The 20,687-nt window shown below is 65.5% G+C and carries 20 protein-coding genes; 15 read left to right on the top strand and 5 right to left on the bottom strand.

Translation table 11 applies throughout. The features are described from left to right. The first annotated feature begins 40 nt into the window (after positions 1 to 40). The 6 genes from HZR14_RS01115 to HZR14_RS01090 all read left to right on the top strand — a co-directional run bounded on the left by HZR14_RS01115 (position 41) and on the right by HZR14_RS01090 (position 6,512). Positions 41 to 1,801, top strand: coding sequence for a nitrite/sulfite reductase (locus HZR14_RS01115; protein ID WP_181691021.1), 1,761 nt, complete (start codon positions 41 to 43; stop codon positions 1,799 to 1,801). A gap of 118 nt (positions 1,802 to 1,919) precedes the next feature. Beyond that, a complete protein-coding gene (locus tag HZR14_RS01110; protein WP_181691020.1) occupies positions 1,920 to 2,342 on the top strand; it encodes a universal stress protein in 423 nt (140 codons plus the stop codon). 364 nt (positions 2,343 to 2,706) lie between these two features. Next, positions 2,707 to 4,758, top strand: coding sequence for an excinuclease ABC subunit UvrB (uvrB, locus tag HZR14_RS01105; RefSeq protein ID WP_181691019.1), 2,052 nt, complete (start codon positions 2,707 to 2,709; stop codon positions 4,756 to 4,758). A 36-nt stretch (positions 4,759 to 4,794) separates the two neighbouring features. Then, a complete protein-coding gene (locus tag HZR14_RS01100; protein WP_181691018.1) occupies positions 4,795 to 5,538 on the top strand; it encodes a hypothetical protein in 744 nt (247 codons plus the stop codon). A gap of 121 nt (positions 5,539 to 5,659) precedes the next feature. Next, entirely contained in the window at positions 5,660 to 6,010 is a 351-nt protein-coding gene (locus HZR14_RS01095; protein WP_181691017.1) for a dihydroneopterin aldolase family protein, read from the top strand. A gap of 79 nt (positions 6,011 to 6,089) precedes the next feature. After that, the gene (locus HZR14_RS01090) at positions 6,090 to 6,512 is read left to right on the top strand and encodes a DUF5790 family protein (RefSeq protein WP_181691016.1); all 423 of its coding nucleotides are present in this window, start codon (positions 6,090 to 6,092) and stop codon (positions 6,510 to 6,512) included. A gap of 16 nt (positions 6,513 to 6,528) precedes the next feature. Here HZR14_RS01090 and HZR14_RS01085 read toward each other — a convergent pair whose 3' ends face one another. Beyond that, entirely contained in the window at positions 6,529 to 7,578 is a 1,050-nt protein-coding gene (locus HZR14_RS01085; RefSeq protein ID WP_181691015.1) for a S1C family serine protease, read from the bottom strand. 155 nt (positions 7,579 to 7,733) lie between these two features. Continuing rightward, positions 7,734 to 8,501 carry a hypothetical protein gene (locus tag HZR14_RS01080; protein ID WP_181691014.1) on the bottom strand — a complete coding sequence of 256 codons (768 nt, stop codon included), beginning with the start codon at positions 8,499 to 8,501 and terminating at the stop codon, positions 7,734 to 7,736. A 130-nt stretch (positions 8,502 to 8,631) separates the two neighbouring features. Between HZR14_RS01080 and HZR14_RS01075 the strand changes: the two genes are divergently transcribed. The 6 genes from HZR14_RS01075 to HZR14_RS01050 all read left to right on the top strand — a co-directional run bounded on the left by HZR14_RS01075 (position 8,632) and on the right by HZR14_RS01050 (position 12,655). Continuing rightward, positions 8,632 to 8,919: a WNWW family protein gene (locus tag HZR14_RS01075; RefSeq protein WP_181691051.1), complete on the top strand. Its 288-nt coding sequence runs from the start codon at positions 8,632 to 8,634 to the stop codon at positions 8,917 to 8,919. A 74-nt stretch (positions 8,920 to 8,993) separates the two neighbouring features. Then, complete coding sequence (locus HZR14_RS01070) at positions 8,994 to 9,425, top strand: universal stress protein (protein WP_181691013.1); 432 nt, start codon at positions 8,994 to 8,996, stop codon at positions 9,423 to 9,425. 54 nt (positions 9,426 to 9,479) lie between these two features. Continuing rightward, positions 9,480 to 9,665 carry a DUF5786 family protein gene (locus HZR14_RS01065; protein ID WP_181691012.1) on the top strand — a complete coding sequence of 62 codons (186 nt, stop codon included), beginning with the start codon at positions 9,480 to 9,482 and terminating at the stop codon, positions 9,663 to 9,665. Positions 9,666 to 9,746: 81 nt separating this feature from the next. Next, positions 9,747 to 10,997, top strand: a complete 1,251-nt coding sequence (locus tag HZR14_RS01060; RefSeq protein ID WP_181691011.1) for an MBL fold metallo-hydrolase — start codon at positions 9,747 to 9,749, stop codon at positions 10,995 to 10,997. Between the two features lie 113 nt (positions 10,998 to 11,110). Then, positions 11,111 to 11,680, top strand: coding sequence for a 5' nucleotidase, NT5C type (locus HZR14_RS01055; protein WP_181691010.1), 570 nt, complete (start codon positions 11,111 to 11,113; stop codon positions 11,678 to 11,680). 147 nt (positions 11,681 to 11,827) lie between these two features. Further along, positions 11,828 to 12,655 carry an aldo/keto reductase gene (locus HZR14_RS01050; protein WP_181691009.1) on the top strand — a complete coding sequence of 276 codons (828 nt, stop codon included), beginning with the start codon at positions 11,828 to 11,830 and terminating at the stop codon, positions 12,653 to 12,655. Between the two features lie 198 nt (positions 12,656 to 12,853). Here HZR14_RS01050 and HZR14_RS01045 read toward each other — a convergent pair whose 3' ends face one another. The 3 genes from HZR14_RS01045 to HZR14_RS01035 all read right to left on the bottom strand — a co-directional run bounded on the left by HZR14_RS01045 (position 12,854) and on the right by HZR14_RS01035 (position 16,886). Continuing rightward, positions 12,854 to 13,135, bottom strand: a complete 282-nt coding sequence (locus tag HZR14_RS01045; RefSeq protein ID WP_181691008.1) for a DUF6360 family protein — start codon at positions 13,133 to 13,135, stop codon at positions 12,854 to 12,856. A 65-nt stretch (positions 13,136 to 13,200) separates the two neighbouring features. After that, entirely contained in the window at positions 13,201 to 14,070 is an 870-nt protein-coding gene (locus HZR14_RS01040; RefSeq protein WP_181691007.1) for an esterase/lipase family protein, read from the bottom strand. A gap of 155 nt (positions 14,071 to 14,225) precedes the next feature. Then, positions 14,226 to 16,886, bottom strand: a complete 2,661-nt coding sequence (locus tag HZR14_RS01035) for a valine--tRNA ligase (RefSeq protein WP_181691006.1) — start codon at positions 16,884 to 16,886, stop codon at positions 14,226 to 14,228. Between the two features lie 897 nt (positions 16,887 to 17,783). Between HZR14_RS01035 and HZR14_RS01030 the strand changes: the two genes are divergently transcribed. The 3 genes from HZR14_RS01030 to HZR14_RS01020 all read left to right on the top strand — a co-directional run bounded on the left by HZR14_RS01030 (position 17,784) and on the right by HZR14_RS01020 (position 20,588). After that, positions 17,784 to 18,536, top strand: a complete 753-nt coding sequence (locus HZR14_RS01030) for an IclR family transcriptional regulator (protein WP_181691005.1) — start codon at positions 17,784 to 17,786, stop codon at positions 18,534 to 18,536. Positions 18,537 to 18,743: 207 nt separating this feature from the next. Next, a complete protein-coding gene (locus HZR14_RS01025; protein ID WP_370464935.1) occupies positions 18,744 to 19,643 on the top strand; it encodes a ZIP family metal transporter in 900 nt (299 codons plus the stop codon). Positions 19,644 to 19,880: 237 nt separating this feature from the next. Then, a complete protein-coding gene (locus tag HZR14_RS01020) occupies positions 19,881 to 20,588 on the top strand; it encodes a metallophosphoesterase family protein (protein ID WP_181691003.1) in 708 nt (235 codons plus the stop codon). The last annotated feature ends 99 nt before the right edge of the window (positions 20,589 to 20,687 follow it).

Genomic DNA, 20,687 nt, shown 5'->3' with positions numbered 1-20,687 from the left:
GTGCCGTCGAACTGTACGGTATTTCCCGAGGTGATTCAGAATGGCGCATAAAAAGGAGGCGTGGAAATCGGAGTTGTACGGCGACGACGTCCGCGAGAAAATCCTCGAGTTCGCCGAGGTGGGCTGGCAGTCGGTCCCCGAAGACGAGCGGGAGAAGTGGTTCTCGCGGTTCAAATTCTGGGGGATCTTCCACCAGCGATCCGGTCAGGAGGGTCACTTCATGATGCGGTTGACGAACGCCAACGGCCGGCTGGAGCCCGGTCAGCTGCGTGCGATCGGCGAGGTCGCCCGCGAATACGCCGAGGGACCGGTATCGAACCCGGAGTTCGGCGACGGCTGGATCGACCTTACGACCCGGCAGTCGATACAGCTCCACTGGATCAGCCTGGAAGACGTCCCCGACATCTGGGAGAAACTGGAGGCCGTCGGCGTGACGACCAGGTCCGCCGGTGGCGACACGATGCGGAACATCTCGGGAAGCCCGGTCGCGGGCAAGGACAAAAACGAGGTCGTCGAGACCCTCCCGCTGCTCGAACGGTTCCAATCGGAGATCCGCGGCGACGACGCCCTCTGCAACATGCCCCGGAAGTTCAACATCAGCGTTTCCGGGACGCCGGAGGGAGGTGCTCAGGACTCCCTCAACGACATCGGACTCGAACCCGCAAAGACGGAGGTCGAAGGCGAGACGGTCACCGGCTTCAACGTCCGCGTCGGGGGCGGCCTCGGGGGCCGCGAGCCGCGGGTCGCCCGACCGCTGGACGTCTTCGTCGAACCGGAGGAGGCCTACGAGGTCGTCCGCGGCTTCGTCGAACTCTACCACGACCACGGGGACCGACAGGTCCGCTCGAAGAACCGCTCGCGCTTTTTCGTCGACGAACACGGGACGGAGTGGATCCGGGAGCTGCTCCAGTCGGAGTACGTCGACTTCGATCTCCGAACCGCGGGCGAGGACGTCCGCGAGGGCTACACCTACAACGCGGGACGGCCCAGCGAGGACGGAAAGATCGACTATACCGGCGTCCACGAACAAAAGAACGGCGAGCGCTACGTCGGATTGAGCGTCGCCGTCGGTCGCCTTCCCGCCGAAGAGGCGATCGAACTGGCCGACCTCGCCGAGGAGTACGGCTCCGGGGAGGTCCGGCTCACGCGGCGACAGAACCCGATCATCGTCGACGTCGACGCCGACCGCGTCGACGAGTTGCTCGCCGAGCCGCTGCTCGCGAAACACCGCCCCGAGGCGAACCCCTTCGTCCGGGGCGCGATGGCCTGTACGGGCACCGAGTTCTGTTCGCTGGCGCTCGTCGAGACGAAAACCCGGATGGCGACGATGCTCCGGTGGCTACGCGACAACGTGGCGTTGCCCGACGACGTCGAACAGCTGAAACTGCACTTTTCGGGCTGTACGGCCGACTGCGGACACGCCAATACGGCCGACATCGGGCTGCTCGGAATGCGGGCGCGCAAGGACGGCGAGATGGTCGAAGCCCTCGACATCGGGGTCGGTGGCGGCGTCGGCGAGGAGCCGTCGTTCGTCGACTACGTCCGACAGCGCGTCCCCGCCGACGAGGTCCCCGGCGCGATTCGGAATCTCGTCGAGGCGTTCGCCGACGGCCGAGCAGACGGCCAGACGTTCCGCCAGTGGGTCGACGCGACGGACTCGGAGACGCTGGCCGAGTACTGTATCCCCGAGGAGACGACCTACGAGGACCCGTGTCTCACGGACGGGAAGCAGTCGTGGTATCCCTTCGCCGAGGCGGAAGCGGACGTCCCGAGCCAGGAGGCCGCGTCCTCGGATGACTGACCGGCGCCCGGGGCGAACGGCCGAGGGGCACACGGCGGAGGGGGCCGTGGGGGCACCCACGGCTCGAACCGGTACCGCACCCCCCGATACAGGAGGGATCGGCGGGGTCCGTCTATAGATGTACGACGACATCCTGTTCCCGACCGACGGCAGCGAGGCCGCGACGGAGACGTTCGAACACGCGGTGAGCCAAGCGCGCGCCTTCGACGCCCGGATCCATCTCCTCTACGTCGTCGACACGACGCACGCCGGTGTCGGCGTGGCCGGTGACACTACCGTCAACTCCCTCCGTAAGGAGGGCGAGCGGGTGCTCCAGGAGTTCGAAGCGAAACTACACGGGGAGGACGTCTCGGTCGTCTCACGGATCGAGGAGGGCGACCCCTACACCGAAATAAAGTCATACAGCGACGGGACGACGGACATGATCGTGATGGGAACGCGGGGGCGAAGCGGCATCGAAAAGTACCTCCTCGGAAGCGTGACCGAGAAGGTCGTTCGGGCGGCCGACGTGCCGGTCGTCACCGTCCGCACGCCGGATTGATACTGGTGGACGAAATCAAATGAAACCGACTCACGAGTGATCCGCCGTTCGCTCCGTCGAACGGCGTGATCCTCGTGCGTCGTGTGTACATTCTTTTGTCCGTCAGTATGAGGCGGCCGTCCCGCCGTCAGGGCGTCGTTCTCACCGCTTTCTCATACTGCCGGCGATACCGACGTCGAGCTGTTCGCGCGACGGTGACGCGGCCGCGTCACGAACGTATCGCCGGCAGTGCCACGCCACGTTCCACCCCGACCTCCTGTTCCACCCCCGCCGACCCGTCGTCGAAGCGGGCACGGCCCGCCCGATCGAAGAGCCGACCGCCGCAAACGCACGGCTCAAGTGCCCGAGTCCCCACTGCCCGACAATGAGCGACAGCGGCCCTCTCCAGCCCGACCGGCCGGATCTCGACCGACCGTTTCGGGTCGACGCACCGTTCGAGCCCGCGGGCGACCAACCCGAGGCGATAGAGGAGCTGGTCGCGGGCTACGGTGCGGGTGCGGAAAAACAGACCCTACTCGGTGTCACCGGCTCGGGAAAGACGAACACCGTCTCGTGGGTGATGGAGGAGCTCCAACAGCCGACGCTCGTGCTCGCACACAACAAGACGCTCGCGGCCCAGCTCTACGAGGAGTTCAGAAGCCTGTTCCCGGACAACGCCGTGGAGTATTTCGTCTCCTATTACGACTACTACCAGCCGGAGGCCTACGTCGAGCGAACCGACACCTACATCGACAAGGACATGTCGATAAACGAGGAGATCGACCGGCTCCGACACTCCGCGACGCGGTCGCTGCTCACGCGAGAGGACGTGATCGTCGTCGCGTCGGTGTCAGCGATCTACGGTCTCGGCGATCCGGGCAACTACGAGGGGATGGCGATGCGGCTCGAACCCGGCGACGATGTGGGCCGGGAGGGCCTCCTCAAGCGGCTCGTCGATCTGAACTACGAGCGCAACGACGTCGACTTCCAGCAGGGTACCTTCCGGGTCCGGGGTGATACCGTCGAGGTCTACCCGATGTACGGTCGCCACGCGCTCCGGGTGGAGTTTTGGGGCGACGAGATCGATCGGATCATGAAAGTCGACGTGTTGAACGGCGAGGTCGTCTCGACCGAACCGGCGGCGCTCGTCCACCCCGCCGAGCACTACTCGATTCCCGAGGAGAAACTCCGGCGTGCGATCGACGAGATCGAGGAGCTAAAAGACCAGCGCGTGGGCTACTTCGAGCGCCAGGGCGACCTCGTGGCCGCCCAGCGCATCGAGGAACGGACGACGTTCGACGTCGAGATGCTCCAGGAGACCGGCTACTGCTCGGGCATCGAGAACTACTCCGTCCACATGTCGGATCGCGAATCGGGGGATCCGCCCTACACCCTTCTCGATTACTTCCCCGACGACTTCCTGACCGTCATCGATGAGTCCCACCAGACGATCCCACAGATCAAGGGCCAATACGAGGGCGACAAATCCCGGAAGGACTCGCTGGTCGAAAACGGGTTCCGGCTGCCGACGGCCTACGACAACCGCCCCCTGACCTTCGAGGAGTTCGAGGACAAGACCGACCGGACGCTGTACGTCTCCGCGACGCCCGGCGACTACGAGCGCGAGCACTCCGAGGCGATCGTCGAACAGATCGTCCGGCCGACCCACCTCCTCGACCCCGAGATCGAGATCTCCCCCGCCGAGGGGCAAATCGAGGACTTGATGGATCGGATCGAGGCGACCCCGGAAGGCGAACGCGTCCTCGTGACGACGCTCACGAAGCGGATGGCCGAAGACCTCACCGAGTACCTGGAGGGTGCGGGCGTCGACGTCGCGTATATGCACGACGAAACGGATACCCTCGAACGCCACGAGCTGATCCGGTCACTCCGGCTCGGTGAGATCCAGGTGCTCGTCGGCATCAACCTCCTCCGGGAGGGCCTGGACATCCCGGAGGTGAGCCTCGTGGCAATCCTCGACGCCGACCAGGAGGGCTTTTTGCGCTCGGAGACGACGCTCGTCCAGACGATGGGCCGGGCCGCCAGAAACGTCAACGGCCGGGTCGTCCTCTACGCCGACGAGACGACCGACTCGATGCGGTCGGCGATCGAGGAGACCCGCCGCCGTCGGGCGATCCAAACCGAATTCAACGGGACCCACGGCCACGAGCCCCGGACGATCGAGAAGGCCGTCGGCGAGACGAACCTCCCCGGTTCGAAGACGGACACCGACGGCGTTTCGGGCGTCGACGCCGATTCGCCCGAGGAGGCCGAAGCGCTCATCGAACGGCTCGATCGTCGGATGAACGAGGCCGCCGACAACCTCGAGTTCGAACTCGCCGCCGATATCCGCGATCGGATCCGCGAACTCAAAGAGACGTTCGAGGCGCTCGATGATCCCGACGACGGGGTCCCGGTACCCGATGAATCCAGCTGAAACGGGTTTTTATACCATCGCGCCGAACCGTTCGGTATGGGCGTCCGGACCTACCTTCGTTCCCCGGTCGCGCTCGCGTGGACGCTCCTCGGAATCGCCGGCGTCGGCACGGTCGTCGCCGCCGGGTGGCGACTGGCCGTCGTCCTCGCTTCGAGTACGGCCATCGCCGATCCGGCGTTCCTCGGCGACCTCGGCGTCGTCGTCCTCGCGGGCGTCGTCGTCGGAACGGTGCTCGCGGTGTCGGCCGCCGTCTGGCTTCCGTGCAGCGCGGCCATCGCCTACGCTGTCGGCCGGCGGCGTCGGGGGCGGCCCGCCTGCCTCGCCGGGACGCTCGACGTCGTTCGCGCCCGATCCGAGCCGCTGTACCGCTGGGCGAAGGTCAACGTCGCCATCGGGCCGATCGCCGATCGGGTGCTTACGGAGAACGACGTCGCCACCGTCGAGGTCGCCGCCGGCTGTGGCGGGTTCGTCGTTCCGGCGATCGTCCTCGATGCCCCGACGCTCCCGTCGGCCGTCGAACGGGCAAACAGGGTCGTTCCGCGTCCCGGTCGACAGCGGATCCAACTGGCCGGAGGCGTCGGGACCGGAGCGGTCACGGCCGCAGCGGGTGGGATCGGAACGGTCGCTGGGGGCGCGCTTCCAGCCGGTGTTGCCCTCCCGCCGGCGTCGGTGCTCGTCGTCGCCGCGCTCGTGGTCGGCCTCGCGGTGACGGCTGCGCTCGACGTCGCCTGGCGGGCCGGCGTGTACGCCGCCGCCCCCGATGACGGCTTCTCGCGGTGATCCGCCGCCGGAGGACGCGCGAGGCGATGCTCCACGGGGCGATGTCGACGGCGTGCCGTGTGGGTCGTGTACGGGGGGCCGAATGGCGAACCGCTTAGTGGCCGCCGGCCGAGGGAGTCGTATGGAGCCGACACCCCCCCAGACGGCCTGTTTCGAGGCCGGAATCAAGTTCGGAAGCCTCTATCACCAGTTCGCGGGCACTCCCGTCTCGCCGGAAAGCGCCGGGAGTCTCGCCCGCGCGATCGAAGCCTCGATCGAGAATCAGCCGTTCTGTACCGGTGTCGACGTCGAGATCCTCGACGACGTACTCGCGGCCGAACTCGCCGGACAGTCGGCCGACTACACCGAACTCACGGGCCGGTTCATGAACGTCGAGATGACGATCGAGCACGAGGACCGTCTCGTCGTCGCCTCGATGGCGATGGACGGCGACTACCCGCGGATGACGCTCGATCGGATCGAGGAACGCTGAGGACGACCGCTGTGGCGCTGTGGAATTTCACTTTCGCTTTGCGGCGTGTTTTTAACCACGGCCGTGCGAAACGTTGTGTATGACACAGGCCACGCTCGATGACGACGACCTGTTCGACGAAGCCGCGGCCGAGATGCGAGAGGACGTCGAATCGAGCCTCGCGGCGGCGGCGGCGGCGCTCCCGGCCTCCGACGACGTCTGGGAGACCGATGCCGACAACACGCTCGGCGTGCTCAACGGGCTGAAGGGTGCGCTCAATACCGGTGATGCCGAGGACAACCTCCGGGACGCAAAAAAGTGGTTCTCCATCGGCAAGGAGGCCGACGCCTTCGAGGACGCCGCCGATCTCGAAGCCGAGATCGCGGACCTCGAGGGGACGCTAGCGGAGATCGAGTCGGCCCACGAGCGGGTGAGTGAACTCACCGCGACGATCCCGGAACTGCGCGGCGCTCTCGAGGAAGCGGAGGCCGACGGCGGCGACGCGGACGGGGCCGACGGATAGACGACGACAGCCCGTCTCAGGGCTCGGGGCGGGCCCCGATACTGACGGTTATCTCCCGCCGTTCGCCGTCGCGGATCACCGTCGCGGGAACCCGATCGCCGGGCGAGAGTTCGAGCGCCAGCGTCGTACCGAGGTCGGCGTTCGAGTCGATGGCGTTCCCGTCTAGGCCGACGATCACGTCACCGCCGACGGGAACCGTCCGGCCGTCGACCACGGTTTCGCCGGTGATCCCGCGGAGTTCCGTCCCGGCGGGGGCGTCCTCGGTCGTCCGGACGACGAGGACACCCCGAGGCTCGTCGAGGTCGTTCGCCTCGGCGATAGCCGGCGTTACCTCGACGAGTCTGATCCCGAGGAAGGGGTGGTCGTAGTTGCCCGTCTCGATGAGTTCCGGGAGCACTCGGCGGGCGAGAAGCGGCGAAACGGCAAACCCGACGCTCGTGCCGGCCCCTGCCACGGCGACACCGGTTACGCGCCCCTCCATCGTGACGATCGGGCCGCCGCTGTTGCCGGGGTCCAATCCGGCGTCGGTCTGGACGGTGTTGGGGATCGAAAACCCGGTCTGTTCGTTCGGTAACGACCGGTTACGGCCGCTTATGATCCCCGAGGAGACGGAGGACTCGAGCCCGAAGGGGCTACCCAACGCGAGCACCTCAGTGCCGACCGCCGGGATCGACTCGACGAACGAGAGCGGGCGGGCGTATCCAGGGACGTCCGTCGAGAGCACCGCGAGATCGGCGTAGACGTCCGTCGCGGTAACGCCTGCCGTCCGCCATTCGCCGTTTTTGAACCGGACGTCGATGGTTTCTGCGTCCCCGACGACGTGTTGGTTCGTGACGACGACGCCATCGTGGACGAACCCCGACCCGCTGCCGGACTCGTCGCCGACGAACGTGACCGAGTCGATCGTCCGTTCGAACGCCGAGGTGTACCGCGAGCCGGAGTCGGGGGCTGTCTCCGCCGGCGGTACGGGATCGGGCGAGTCTCGGACACCAGTCGCACACCCTGCGAGGCCGGCGGCGAGTCCCACCGCACCGGCCAGAAACCGCCGGCGCGTCTGCCGTGTCATAGCTCCGTTAGGAGGGCGTGCGGAAAAGGGTCTTCGGATCCGGATGGGGTTCGTACGGATCAGTGCTGCAACGTATCGGCGAGCGGTGAAGTCGGTCCGACGCTCGGCGGCACGCGATGACATCAGCCCGCGTCAGTCGTCGGTGTTCGCCCGCGTCAGTCGTCGAGGCTCTGTTCGCGCCAGGTCGTCCGGTCGTACATCCGGTCGACTTCACCCTCCTGTTGGCGGATGGCGACGGCGGTGTTGAACAGGAACGCGGCAACGAGCACCGTCCCGACGAGCCAGACGGCCTCGACGACGGCCGCATCGATGGCCGCGACGTTCCTCGCCAGATCGATCATGATGATGGCGACCACACAGAGGATGGCGGGAAGCAGGTGTCGAGTGATGGCGGAAAAGGTCGTTCCCTCGTGGGTCCGCGTCGTCCGGACGGCATAGAAGACAGCCCATACCGATGCCCCGATCCAGCCGATCGCGACGACCGGGCGGGTCCACTCGCCGGCGGCGAAGTAGCTGATCCACCACGCGGCGACGAACCCGGCGATGACGAGTCCATCGACCCACACCGGCAGCAGCCGACTGGACCTCCTCGGACGGTCGGCGTGATACATCGCGCGGATCCCGAGCGCGATAAAGAGGATGAAAAACAGGACCGCGCCCTCGGTGAAGACGGCGAGCCACTCGTAGCCGGTCAGGTCGGTCGCGACCCCGGCGATCCCATAGATGAGGGCGGCCCCGATGCCGATCGCGAGATATCCCCATTCGTACTCGAAGCTCTCGGCGAGGACACGGCGGACGTAGACGCCGAGAAACGCGAGGAGTATCGCTGCCGCAACGGTGATCGAGGTGTGGGCGAGAAGCCTCGTAGCGAGGACCGTCACCGCCGGATCACCGCCGCCGACGAAGGGCGATGTCGTGCTCATACTGCTGATTTGTCGCCGGGACTCATATGTGTTCATTTTCCGCCCTCGGAGCGGACCGATCGGGATCCACCGGACGGCGAAACCGGGGGCTCAAGTCGACCGCCCCGCTAGGCCGTGTGTGAACGACCCAGTGGAGCCCTTCGACGGGGACACCTTCGACGACGAGGCGCTCCTCGCGGGCCTCGAGGCCTTCGGCGGGGACGACGCCGAACGTCGGGCGGTCGCACGCCACGCGCGTGACCTCGCCGACAGCGGCCGCTACGCCGACGACACGGGCGTCGAACTGACGGCCGAGCACGTCGTCGTACAACTGGCCGACGCCCGAGAGGGGACGCCGGTCGACCGCTGGAACTGGTGGATAGGCTCCGTAGAGCTCGCATATGGTGGCTACGCGGAGTTTCGAATCCGCGGGTTCTAATCGGACGGACAGGCCGTTCTCACGGACGTAGACCCTCCCATGTTTTTATTATCTCCGGCCATCTGTGCCAGACCATGACGCAAAACGTACTCGTTCCAGTCGACGACTCCGATCGGGCGATGAAGGCGCTCGAATTCGCGATGGAGAACTATCCGGAGGCGGCGATCACGGCGATATACGTCGTCGATCCGACCGACTTCCCGGCCGGCGGGTTCGAATCCGGTGTGATGACGGACATCGACCAGATGCGTGAAAACGAGAAAAAACACGGCGAAAAGCTCCTCGGGAACGTCCGTGAGCGGGCGACTGAGGCGGGATTCGACGTCGAGACGGTTATCGAGTCGGGCAAACCGTCGAACGCGATCGTCGAATACGCCGACGGGAACGACGTCGATCTGATCACGATCGGGAGCCACGGCCGGACCGGCGCAAGCCGGGTATTGCTCGGTAGCGTCGCCGAGACCGTCGTCCGTCGGGCTCCGGTTCCCGTCACCGTCGTCCGATAGTCCCCGACGTCGACCCCGGGGGCTTTTCCGTCCGGACCCCCTCGATGTAGACATATGGGCTTTGGTAGTTACGACGAATCCGAACAAAAAGACCAGAACGTGGACACGGACGACAGCGAGGCCGTCAACGTCCACGAGAACGACCACGACGGGAGCGTGGAGTTCGAGTTCGACGACGAGGAGTCGCTCATCGACCGACTCCACGACATGAAAGGCGACGGCGCCGACGACGAGAGCTAGAGGGGGTCGGCGTCCCGAACCGACGGCTACAGGCATCCCGAACCGACGGCTACAGGCGTCCCGAACCGGTAGTGTTTCTCAGTGAACATTCAGTTTCTCGGCGGCGCGGGCGAGGTCGGACGCAGCGCGATCCTGATAAACGGGTCGTTGTTGCTCGATTTCGGAATGAAGACGGACGATCCGCCACAGTATCCGGTCGGCGACGTCTCTCCGGACGCGGTCGTCGTCAGCCACGGCCACCTCGATCACGTCGGCGCGATCCCGTCGCTTCTCTCCGGCCGCGATCGGCCCCCGATCCACTGGACACCGCCGACCTACGAGTTGGCCATGACACTGGCTGCGGACACGCTCAAACTCCACGGCGGGACGCCGCTTTGTCCCTTCACCGAGGAGGAACGCCGCCGCGTCACGGAGGTCTCCGAACTCCACGGCTACCGCGAACCCTTCACGGCGGCGGGGCATCGCGTCGAACTCTTCAACGCCGGCCACATCCCCGGCAGCGCCCACGTCCTCGTCGACGACGGCGACACCCGCCTGTTCTATACGGGCGATTTCCACACCGACGACCAGCGTCTCGTCTCCGCCAGCACCGACCGCCCCGACGCCGACGTGGTCATCTGTGAGAGCACTTACGCCGACGTCGAACACGACCCGCGCGAGCGGGTCGAAAAACGGTTCCTCGACAGCGTCCGGACGACGCTCTGGGAGGGCGGCACCGTCGTCGTTCCCGCCTTTGCGATCGGCCGGACACAGGAGCTCATGCTGCTCTGTGCTGCTCACGACATCGACTGCTACGTCGACGGGATGGGCGTCGACGTGACCCGGATGCTCCGCCGGTATCCCGAGTTCCTCAGGGACGCCGACTCGATGGCCGATGCGAAGACGAACGCCCGTACGGTGACGGGACGGGATGGCAAGCGCCGCCGGATCGCCGGGGAGTCGACGGTCATCGTCACGACCGCCGGGATGCTCTCCGGCGGCCCGGCGATGACGTACATCCCCGAGATACACGCGAACCCGATCAACAAGATCTGTTTCTCGGGCTATCAGGTCGAGGGGACGCCCGGCCGCCAACTGCTGGAGACGGGCAGCGCGGAGATCGACGGCCGCCATCTACAGGTAAGCGCCCAACTCGAACGCTACGACTTCTCGGCACACGCCGATCGGGACGGCCTGCGCGCCTTCCTCGGCGCCTACGAGGACACCCCGATCCTCCTCAACCACGGCGACAGCTGCGGGTGGTTCGCCGAGCAACTCCGCGGAGAGGGGTTCGACACGACCGCGCCGGCGCTCGGCGACAGCATCGATGTTCCGCCGGGGCAGCACTCGTAGCCACTCACTCCCCAGTCCGATCCCGGAGACGGGGGGATCCGGACGTCGTCCCCGGGTCGGCTGTCGGCCACCCACACGATGAGTTAAACCGCTCCGGCCCCTACGGACGGGCGATGACCGATCGCCCCCTCGATCCCGGTTCGACGCTGCTCGTCGACCTCGACGGCGTCGTTGCCGAGCAGCTCCCGCGGCTCTGTACGTATCTCCGTCGCGAGTACGACCACGACGTCACGCCCAACGACATCGACCGGTGGTCCTACGAAGTGCCCGGAGCAGAGGGCCACATCGGCGACGTTATCGGCGAGTTGATGCGCGATCACGCCGAGTGGTACTTCGGCGGGATGGACCCCCGGCCGGGCGTTACCGAGACCCTCTCGGCGCTCCGGTCGGAGTACCGAGTCGAGATCGCCACCCACCGGATCCCCGAGACCCACGACGTCTCGAAGGCGTGGCTCGACGACAACGGGATCAGCTACGATGCGTTTCACGACGAGGTGCCACGGAACAAAGGCGCGCTGTCGGGCGATGCGCTCATAGACGACTACCACGGCAACGTCGCCGACGCCCTCTCGGCGGGGAAAGCCGGCTTCCTCATGCGACAGCCCTACAGCGATCCCGGGGCCTGTGATGGCGCACACGTGGTCACGTCGTGGGACGACGTCCGGACGCTGTTCTCGGTTTGATCCCGTCGGAGGGAGGCCCCGACCGGGTCTGTCCGATCGTCCCGTCGGGTCTGTCTGGCAGACCGGTTCCGCACGAGGGGCCGCCCGAACGGCCGAAGCTCTCGCCCCGAACCGCCGCTTTATCCGCCGTCGCGCCGAAGCCGTCACATGGACACGTTCGATATCGGCGGCGAGTTGACGGTCGGCCGGCTCGGTTTCGGCGCGATGCGTATCACCGGCGAGGACATCATCGGCGACCCCGACAGCCCGGAGACAGCACGCGAGGTGCTCCGGCGGGCGGCGGAGCTGATCGATCTGGTCGACACGGCGGACTCCTACGGTCCGGGCGTCAGCGAGCGGCTCATCGGCGACACGCTCGCCCCATACGACGACGTGGTCGTCGCGACGAAGGGCGGACTGCTCCGGAACCGCGACGGCGAGTGGCTCCCGTGCGGCGACCCCGACTACCTCAAAAACGCCGCCCTGTGTAGTCTCGATCGCCTCCGGACCGACCGGATCGACCTCTATCAGCTCCACACGCCCGATCCGGACGTCGATTTCGAGGCCAGCGTAACGGCGCTCGCGGAGCTGAAAGACGACGGGGTGATCGAGCACGTCGGGGTTTCGAACGTCGACGTCGACCAGCTCGACCTCGCCCGCGACCACGTCGAGATTGCGACCGTACAAAACCGCTACAACGTCGCCTATCGCGAGGAGGCGGCCGTCCTCGACGCCTGTGAGGGGTACGGGATCGGCTTCATCCCGTGGTATCCGCTCGCGGCCGGCGACCTCGATTCGGTGGCGGGACTCGCCGAAATCGCCGAGGCGCACGACACGACGGCTCAGGCCGTCGCGCTGGCGTGGCTCCTGGAGCGTTCGCCGGTGACGCTTCCGATCCCCGGAACGTCGAACGTCGAACATCTAGAAGCGAACGTCGCGGCGGCCGACCTCTCGTTGACCGACGAGGAGCTAATACTGGTGGACGAAATCAAATGAAACCGACTCACGAGTGATCCGCCGTTCGCTCCGTCGAACGGCGTGATCCTCGTGCGTCGTGTGTACATTCTTTTGTCCGTCAGTATAAGGTAGCCCGACCCGATACTCCGATCGCCCATTGGACGGGTCCCGGTCCCATCTCGTCACGTCCGGCAGCATCGGTCGGATGCTCGGCGGCCTCCACCACACCGACCGGTATCAATCCTCGGCGGCCTCGACCTTCCCGGCGTGTTTTTCGAGGTCGGCGGCGAGTTCGCGGGCCTCCGCCGGCGAGAGCCGAACCCTGTCGGCGTGGGGGTCGAGTCTCTCCAGTTCGGTGTTGTCGAGTTCGAGCCGTAGGGAGACGTGATCGGGATCCTGTCGGGGACTCGTGACGTTCACGACGGCGTAGGCCTCCTCGGTGAAGCCGTGTCCCTCGGCTTCGCCTTCGAGGAGGTCGAGCGTCGTGTACGCGTTGACCTTCATAATCCGGTCTGCCATACCGACATGGAGGTGGCCGTCGCGTGTAAGCGTGACGGCTGTCAGGACCTGTACGTCGCCTCGGACTACGGCGCAGCGACCTGATGCTGGACGTTGTAGGGGTGGGTCCCGGAGACCCATTTGAAGACGTACTCCAGCGCCCGCTGGTCCCCCCGGACGCCGTCGTGGTCGGTATCGAGGCGGACGTTCGTCGCCCCCTCCAGGACCGGGCTGTCGGGACAGCGCCAAAACAGGGTGTCGTCGGTGCCGCGGAGGGTATAGTAGTCGATGCCACCCGGCGTCTCGTCGGCGTTGAGGCTCGCGAGCGGGTGGCCGGGGATCTCGTCGTAGTCGGCCCGAAGGAACTCGCTTCCGACGTAGGCCCCGCCGCTCAGTCCGGTTTCGGCACACCACGTGCTCAGGACGGTCCCGTGGTTCGCCCCGGCGAGGCCGACGAAGGTACCGACCCACTCGAAACGCCCGCGGCTCGCGAGCCAGTAGCGGAGGCCGGTGACCCCGAGGCTGTGGCCGACGACGTCGACGGCGTCGGCTCCGGTGTGCGCCCGTACGTGTCCGATGAAATCGTCGAGCTGTCGGGCCATCGACTCGTGGGTCGACGTTCCCTCCCGGAAGGTGATCGCCCAGAGGTCGTCGCCGGTGTAGCCCCGCTGGGAAAAAAACGAGACGTGGGGGTTCCAATCACAGGCATCGCGTTGGTTGCCGTGGACGAAGACGACCGGCCGGCGGTCGCTATCGCCGTCGGTTCCGTGGTACGAGTGTCCGCCCCAACCCCCGTAATCCCCCTCACTCGACCACGGAAGCCGACTGTCGTCGGTTCGGTCGTGATCGCAGCCGACCGCACAGCCGTCACGGCTCTGTGCATTCCGGAGTTTCCGGACGCTCCGCAGGATACCCCACGGAACCGACAGCCCCTGGGTTGGTGTACCAACAGACACAATACCGTACCGCACTACCCCTGGGTATTTAAAATCTGGTTTCGTTCGGAACGAAATGTGTGAATAGCGCGCCAGCATCTACCACTGTACAGTCTCGGCGTACTTTCCTTACCGAAAGTATCCCCAACTCGTAACGGACGTCGGGCCCCGTCCGGCTACTCGAAGACCAACACCGTCGCCTCGTCCGCGTCGAGGACGGTGACCGTCTCGCCGCCCTCGGCGCGCTGTTCCTCGACGACGTCGAACATCTCGGGTTCGACGACGACGGACTCGCCGTCGATCTCGAACTCGACGTGGCCGGCGGTGTCGAGTTCCGCCTGTAGCTCGACCGGATCGGCCGACTCCAGGCGATCGACGACCGCGCCGGCCTTCTCGCGGAAGACGGGACCGAGCTCGCTGTGGTCGATATCGACGGCGACGGGGACCAACTCGACGTTCGGCTCCCCCTCCTCGACGTACACGGGGCCGTTGACGGTGTCGGCCAGATCGTACGTATCGAGCGGCCGTTCCTCGCCGAGATACACCTCTATCCGGTCGAGGTCGGCGTTCAGCGGCTTCCCCTCGTCCGATTTCCAGCCGCGGATCGTCGCGGCGATCCCGGCGATCAGCTCGCCTCGGGCCTCGGCGTCCGGGTCGACCTCGCCGATTTCGGGCCAGGCGGCCCCGTGGACGCTGCCTTCCGCCGGGAGGTGGCTCCAGGCTTCCTCGGTGATGAACGGTGCGAACGGCGACAGCATCCGGAGCGACGCGCTCAGGGCGGTATAGAGGGTGAATTCGGCGGCCCGTCGCTCGCCGGGGCGACCCTCGTAGAGTCGGCCCTTTATGAGTTCTAGGTAGTCGTCGGCGAGGTCGTGCCAGACGAACTCGCGGACCCGTCGGAGCGCGCTGTCGAAGCGATACTCGTCCATGTCCGCGGCGACCGCCTCTGCGACCCGGCGACACCTCGAGCGGATCCAGGCGTCGGCGTCCCGGTAGGCGGGGTTCTCGATTTCGGGCGTCGACCCGTCGACGTGCTCGGCGGCGAACTTCGTGATGTTCCACAGCTTCGTCTGGAAACGCGCCGCGGAGGTGACCTCTTTCCACTGGAACTGGATGTCGGTTCCGGGCTGGCCGCCCAGCGCCATCGCCTGCCGGAAGGCGTCCGCGGAGTGTTCCTCGACGACCTCCTCCGGTTGGACGAAGTTCCCGCGGGACTTCGACATCTTGTTGCCGTCGTCGCCGAACACCATTCCGTTTATTAGCGCCTCCTCCCAGGGGATCTCGCCCGTGACAGCCGTCGTCCGGAGGATGGTATAAAACGCCCACGTGCGGATGATGTCGTGGCCCTGTTCGCGCAACTGCACCGGTTCGAAGGACTCCTCGGGCCAGCCGGCGACGTACATCGGCGAGATGGAGGAGTCCATCCACGTGTCCATCACGTCCGTTTCGCCGATCCAGTCGTCGCCGCCGCACTCCGGACACTCGCCGACGGCCGGCTCCGCGGCCGTGGGATCGATCGGAACCTCTTCGGCCCCGGCGATCTCGACGTGGCCGCACTCGGCACACTCCCAGGCGGGGATCGGCGTCGCGAAGACGCGCTGTCTGGAGATCACCCAGTCCCACTCCATTCCCTCTGTCCACTCCTCCAGGCGGGTGTACATGTGTTCGGGGAACCACTCGACCGCCCGGGCGGATTCGAGGATCTCCTCGCGGTTGACCTCGACGAACCACTGCTCTTTCGAGAGGATCTCGATCGGCGTATCGCAGCGCCAACACTGGCCGACGGACTGTTCGGTCGGTTCGGTCTCGGTGAGATATCCCTCCTCGTCGAGCGTCTCCGCGATCTCGACTTTCGCCTCGTCGATCGAGAGTCCCTCGAACTCCCCGGCCAGTTCGTTGAGGCGGCCGTCCTCCGTGAACACCGTTCGGAGACGGAGGTCGTGTTCGATCCACCAGTCGACGTCCTGTTTGTCCCCGAACGTACAGATCATCACCGCGCCGGTCCCAAAGTCGTCGTCGACGTCGTCGTCGGCGATCAACTCGATCGTCTGGCCGAACAGCGGGACCTCGAAAGTATCGCCGATCCGGTCCTCGTAGCGCTCGTCGTCGGGATCGACGGCCATCGAGACACAGGCCGAAAGCAGTTCCGGCCGCGTCGTGGCGATCTCGATGTCCTGCGGCTCCGCCGCGGAGCCAGAGGAGCTTTGCTCCTCGCTGTCGTCGTCGACGCCCTCGAACGTGACGTAGTACAGCGTCCCTTCCCGGTCTTCGTTTTCGACCTCGGCGTCGGCGATCGCGGTCTCACACCTCGGACACCAGTTGACAGGGTGTTCGTCCTGGTAGACGTACCCCGAATCAGCCATCTCGACGAACGACCGCTGGGTCTCGCCCCAGTAGTCGTCGTCCATCGTCCGAAACTCGTGGTCCCAGTCCTGTGAGAACCCGAGCATCAACATCGTCTCCTTCATCGCGCCGATCTGTGAGTCGGTGTGTTCGACGCACCACTCGCGGAACTGCTCGCGGGAGACGTCGGTCCGGTGGATGCCGCGGTTCTCCTCGACTTTTACCTCGGTCGGGAGGCCGTGGCAGTCCCACCCCTGCGGGAAGAGGACGTCGTCGCCCCGCAGACGGTGGTACCGGGCCGCGTAATCCATATAACACCACCCCAGCGCGTTCCCGATGTGGAGATTACCGGTCGGGTACGGCGGCGGGGTATCGATGATGTAATCGGGGCGTTCGTCGGCGTCGTCGTAGCTGTAGACGTCGGAGTCGAGCCACTCGTCGCGCCATTTCCGTTCCGCCTCCTCCGGGTCGTAGCTGTCTGGAACCTCACTCATGATTGGTTTCGCGGAGACCGGCCGGTAGGTGGGACACACGTGCGCGCGGTGAAGAAGGCGCGCGGTCAGGGCCCGCGTACTACAGACCGGATCGCGCTCATACCTCGTCGGTCGGCCGTTCGGCGTAAAAAGCTTCGCTTACGATGTCGGATACCGGGAGGGAAATCGGCGACTCATACGGACTGCCGTCGCTATAGTGATACTGTCGGGTATACCTATAGTACACATCGCAACTATACTGACGGACAAAAGAATGTACACACGACGCACGAGGATCACGCCGCTCGACGGAGCGAACGGCGGATCACTCGTGAGTCGGTTTCATTTGATTTCGTCCACCAGTATACGTACACATCGATCGCACTGCCGGCGTGCAGTCGGGTGTGTACTGTCTTCCAATCTCTACTATAGACACCGGTGAAAAACGAGCCGGGCTGGCGTTCACCGGTGGTTCGTTACGACCGTCCGTATCCGGTCACCGGCGGTTACCGAAACAGCTCGAACAGCCGGTCGACCGGGCGGTTCGCCTTCTGTAGATCGGTGCGTCGGGGGCTGTCCTTCAGTCGCAGCAGTTCGGGGGATTCGGGCTGTTTCTGTGCCATCGAATACAGGTATGGGCCGGACCCGTATTAACGTGTCGGATACTATATGTTTCTCGATGGCGAACGGGTCGGATTCCGACTCCGAACGCTGTAAACGAGAATATAGGGGATATACGCCGCTCGCGTGGATAATTTCCGTGGTATGATATGACCGCCAGCACAAACACCCGAACGACCCGTTTCGCAGGCGTGAACGCGCCGGCGGGCCGTCCCGTCCGATCCGCGCTCACGCCGGGCCGAACCGACGGTTCGAACGTCGAACAACGCTTATAAACGGAGCTATCGAAGGGGCCGTATGGACGACGACCGCGTCCGCGCAACCGAGACCTCGATCCGGATGCTCGAGGGGCTCATCGACCTCGACGGGGAGGCGGGGATCACGGAGCTCGCGACGCATCTCTCGGTCGCGAAGAGTACGGTATACAAACACCTCAATACGCTCGAATCCAGCGGACTGGCCGTCAAACACGGCGACAGATACCGTATCGGGCTTCGAGCACTCGAGTTCGGCGGCTACGCACAGCGGTACGACGGTGTCTACGACACCGCCCGCCCGCAACTCCGGAAGATGGCGGACGAGACGGGCGAGCTCGCAAACCTCATGTTCGAGGAGGATGACTGGGGCGTCTACGTCCACACCTCCAGAGGGGAGAACGCGGTCGAGATCGACACCCAGACCGGCCGACGGGCCTACCTCCACGCGACGGGCCTCGGGAAAGCGATCCTCGCGACGCTCCCCGAAGAGCGGGTCGAGGAGATCATCGATGCCCGTGGACTCCCGGCCGTGACCGAGCACACGATCACCGAACCCCGGGCGTTGTTCGAGGAGCTCGACGAAATCGACGCCACGGGGATCGCCTACGACCGCGAGGAGTGCGTCGAGGGGATGGCCTGCATCGCTCGCCCGCTGTCGACCCCGAGCGAGCGCCCGGCCGCGATCAGCATTACCGGTCCTGTAAGCAGGGTGTCGACGGGCGAGACGGAGGAGTCGATCCGGACCGTCCTCGAGCAGGCGGGCAACGTCATCGAACTCAATCTGACGGGATGACTGGCGGATATCGGCCGAGACAGCCACCGGGGCGCGTTCACGACGGGCAGCCACCGGGGCGCGTTCACGACAGGGAAACGGGCCGCCGAACCTTCTCGGATGCGGCCGGCCGTCGAACGCGACCGTCCTCGTGTTCGTATCGGAGCCAGCGGAGGTCCGTGCTGTAGAAGGCCTTTTCATTACCAAACGTCAACCCCCACTACCCCCGTGGAAAACATCGTCTTTGTCTTCGTCGCCGGACTCATAACCGCGCTAGCGACCGGACTCGGAGCGATCCCGTTCTTTTTCGTCGAGGACTTCAGCGACAGCTGGAACGTGGCGCTGTGGGGGATCGCTTCGGGAATCATGGTCTCGGCGTCGCTTTTCGGGCTCGTCAACGAGGGGCTGGCCTACTCGTCGGGCGACATCCCGACGCTCATGCTCGGCGGGATCCTCGTGGGTATCGTATTGGTCGAGGCCTCGGACCGGATCATCGACGCGGTGGATGTCGGGGGCAACCACCGTGCTCACGGCGGCCACGATAACGGCAGCCACGACAACGCCAGGGACGACGACGGCGGCCACGACGACGAGATCGAGGAGACGCCGCTGGAAGCGGCGGCGTTCGCCGAGGCCGATTTAAAAAAGCTCGTGTTGATCCTCGGGATTCTCACGGTTCATAGCTTTCCCGAAGGTGTCGCGGTCGGGGTATCGTTCGCCGAACTCGGCCTCGACGGCGGCGTCCCGATACTCGGTCTCTCCGTCCCGCTGCTCGCCGTGTTCATGACCGTCGCTATCTCGATTCACAACATCCCCGAAGGGACCGCAATCGCCATCCCGATGCGGGCGATGGGACTTTCGAAGTGGCGAATGGTTGGGGCAGCCGTCTTTTCGAGCCTCCCGCAACCGATCGGAGCGGTCATCTCGTTCGTGTTCGTCACCTGGGCCCGGGAGTTCCTGCCGTTCGGGTTCGGCTTCGCCGCGGGCGCGATGGTGTATCTGGTCGCCACGGAGTTCATTCCGGAGGCGCTCGAAACCGGTGCCGACCTGCCGGGCGGCGGCCGTCGTGAACTGCTCGTCGGCCTCCTTGCGGGCGTCGTGGCGATGGTACCGCTGTTGTACGTCTGATCGAGACTACCGACTGTAGCCGTCTCGTGGCGTCCGTTTCCCGTGGGGATAGTACTCGCACGGACGTGTGTACGTACCGCTATATATTTCTCATATAACCGGTTAAATATCCGATTCGTGTCGATTCATACGGACGACAACGATCCGTCTCGGTCCCCGAGGTCACCGAAATCAGTCCCCGACGACAACAGGTCACCGAAATCAGTCCCCGACGACAACGAACCATACACGCATACGATGCCACCCGAACTCACGCTCAACACGGAGATCGACGCGCCTCATCGACGGATCGATAGTACCGGGTGGAACGATATCTACGTCGTCGGCGACGTCCACGGATGCCGACAGACGCTAGAGCGGCTGCTCGAGCGGCTGGATCCGACGTCGGACGACCTCGTCGTTCTCGTCGGCGACCTCGTGCGGAAAGGCCCGGACAGCAAGGGCGTCATCGATCTCGTCAGGTCGCGCCCGAACGTCCGTACCGTCCGGGGGAACAACGAGCAAAAGCTCATCGACGGGCGCAAATCGATCGATGCCCTCACCGACGAGGACCTCGCCTACCTCGAATCTCTGCCGGCCGTCATCTCCTGGGACGACGTCGCGGTCGTCCACGGGGGGATCGACCACCGGAAACCGGTCGACGAACACACGCTCTCGGAGCTTTTGAACACCCGATCGCTCGCTCCCGAAGGGGGCTACGAACGCCCGTTCTGGTTCGAGACGCGCCGAGAGGGCCCCCGGGTGTTTTTCGGGCACACGGTCCTCGCCGAACCGTTCGAGAGCGAGTACGCCGTCGGTCTCGATACCGGATGCGTCTACGGGGGCCAACTGACCGCCTACGAGTATCGGACCGCGGAGTCGATTACCGTGGACCCGCCGGAGACGTATCTCCCGCGCTCCTCGGACAGCATCGTCGAACCACGGCTCACCGCACCCGAGGGGTGACGTGGGTACCGGCGACCCGTTGGAGCGGCTCTCCGGCCGCTGGCGGTCCATTTTGTTGACCGAGGACGGGCAACGACGACCGACGACACCTAACGATGA

The organism is Natronomonas salinimetallica (assembly GCF_013839515.1).
Lineage (GTDB): Archaea > Halobacteriota > Halobacteria > Halobacteriales > Haloarculaceae > Natronomonas.
This window is presented reverse-complemented; position numbering and strand designations above follow the sequence as displayed.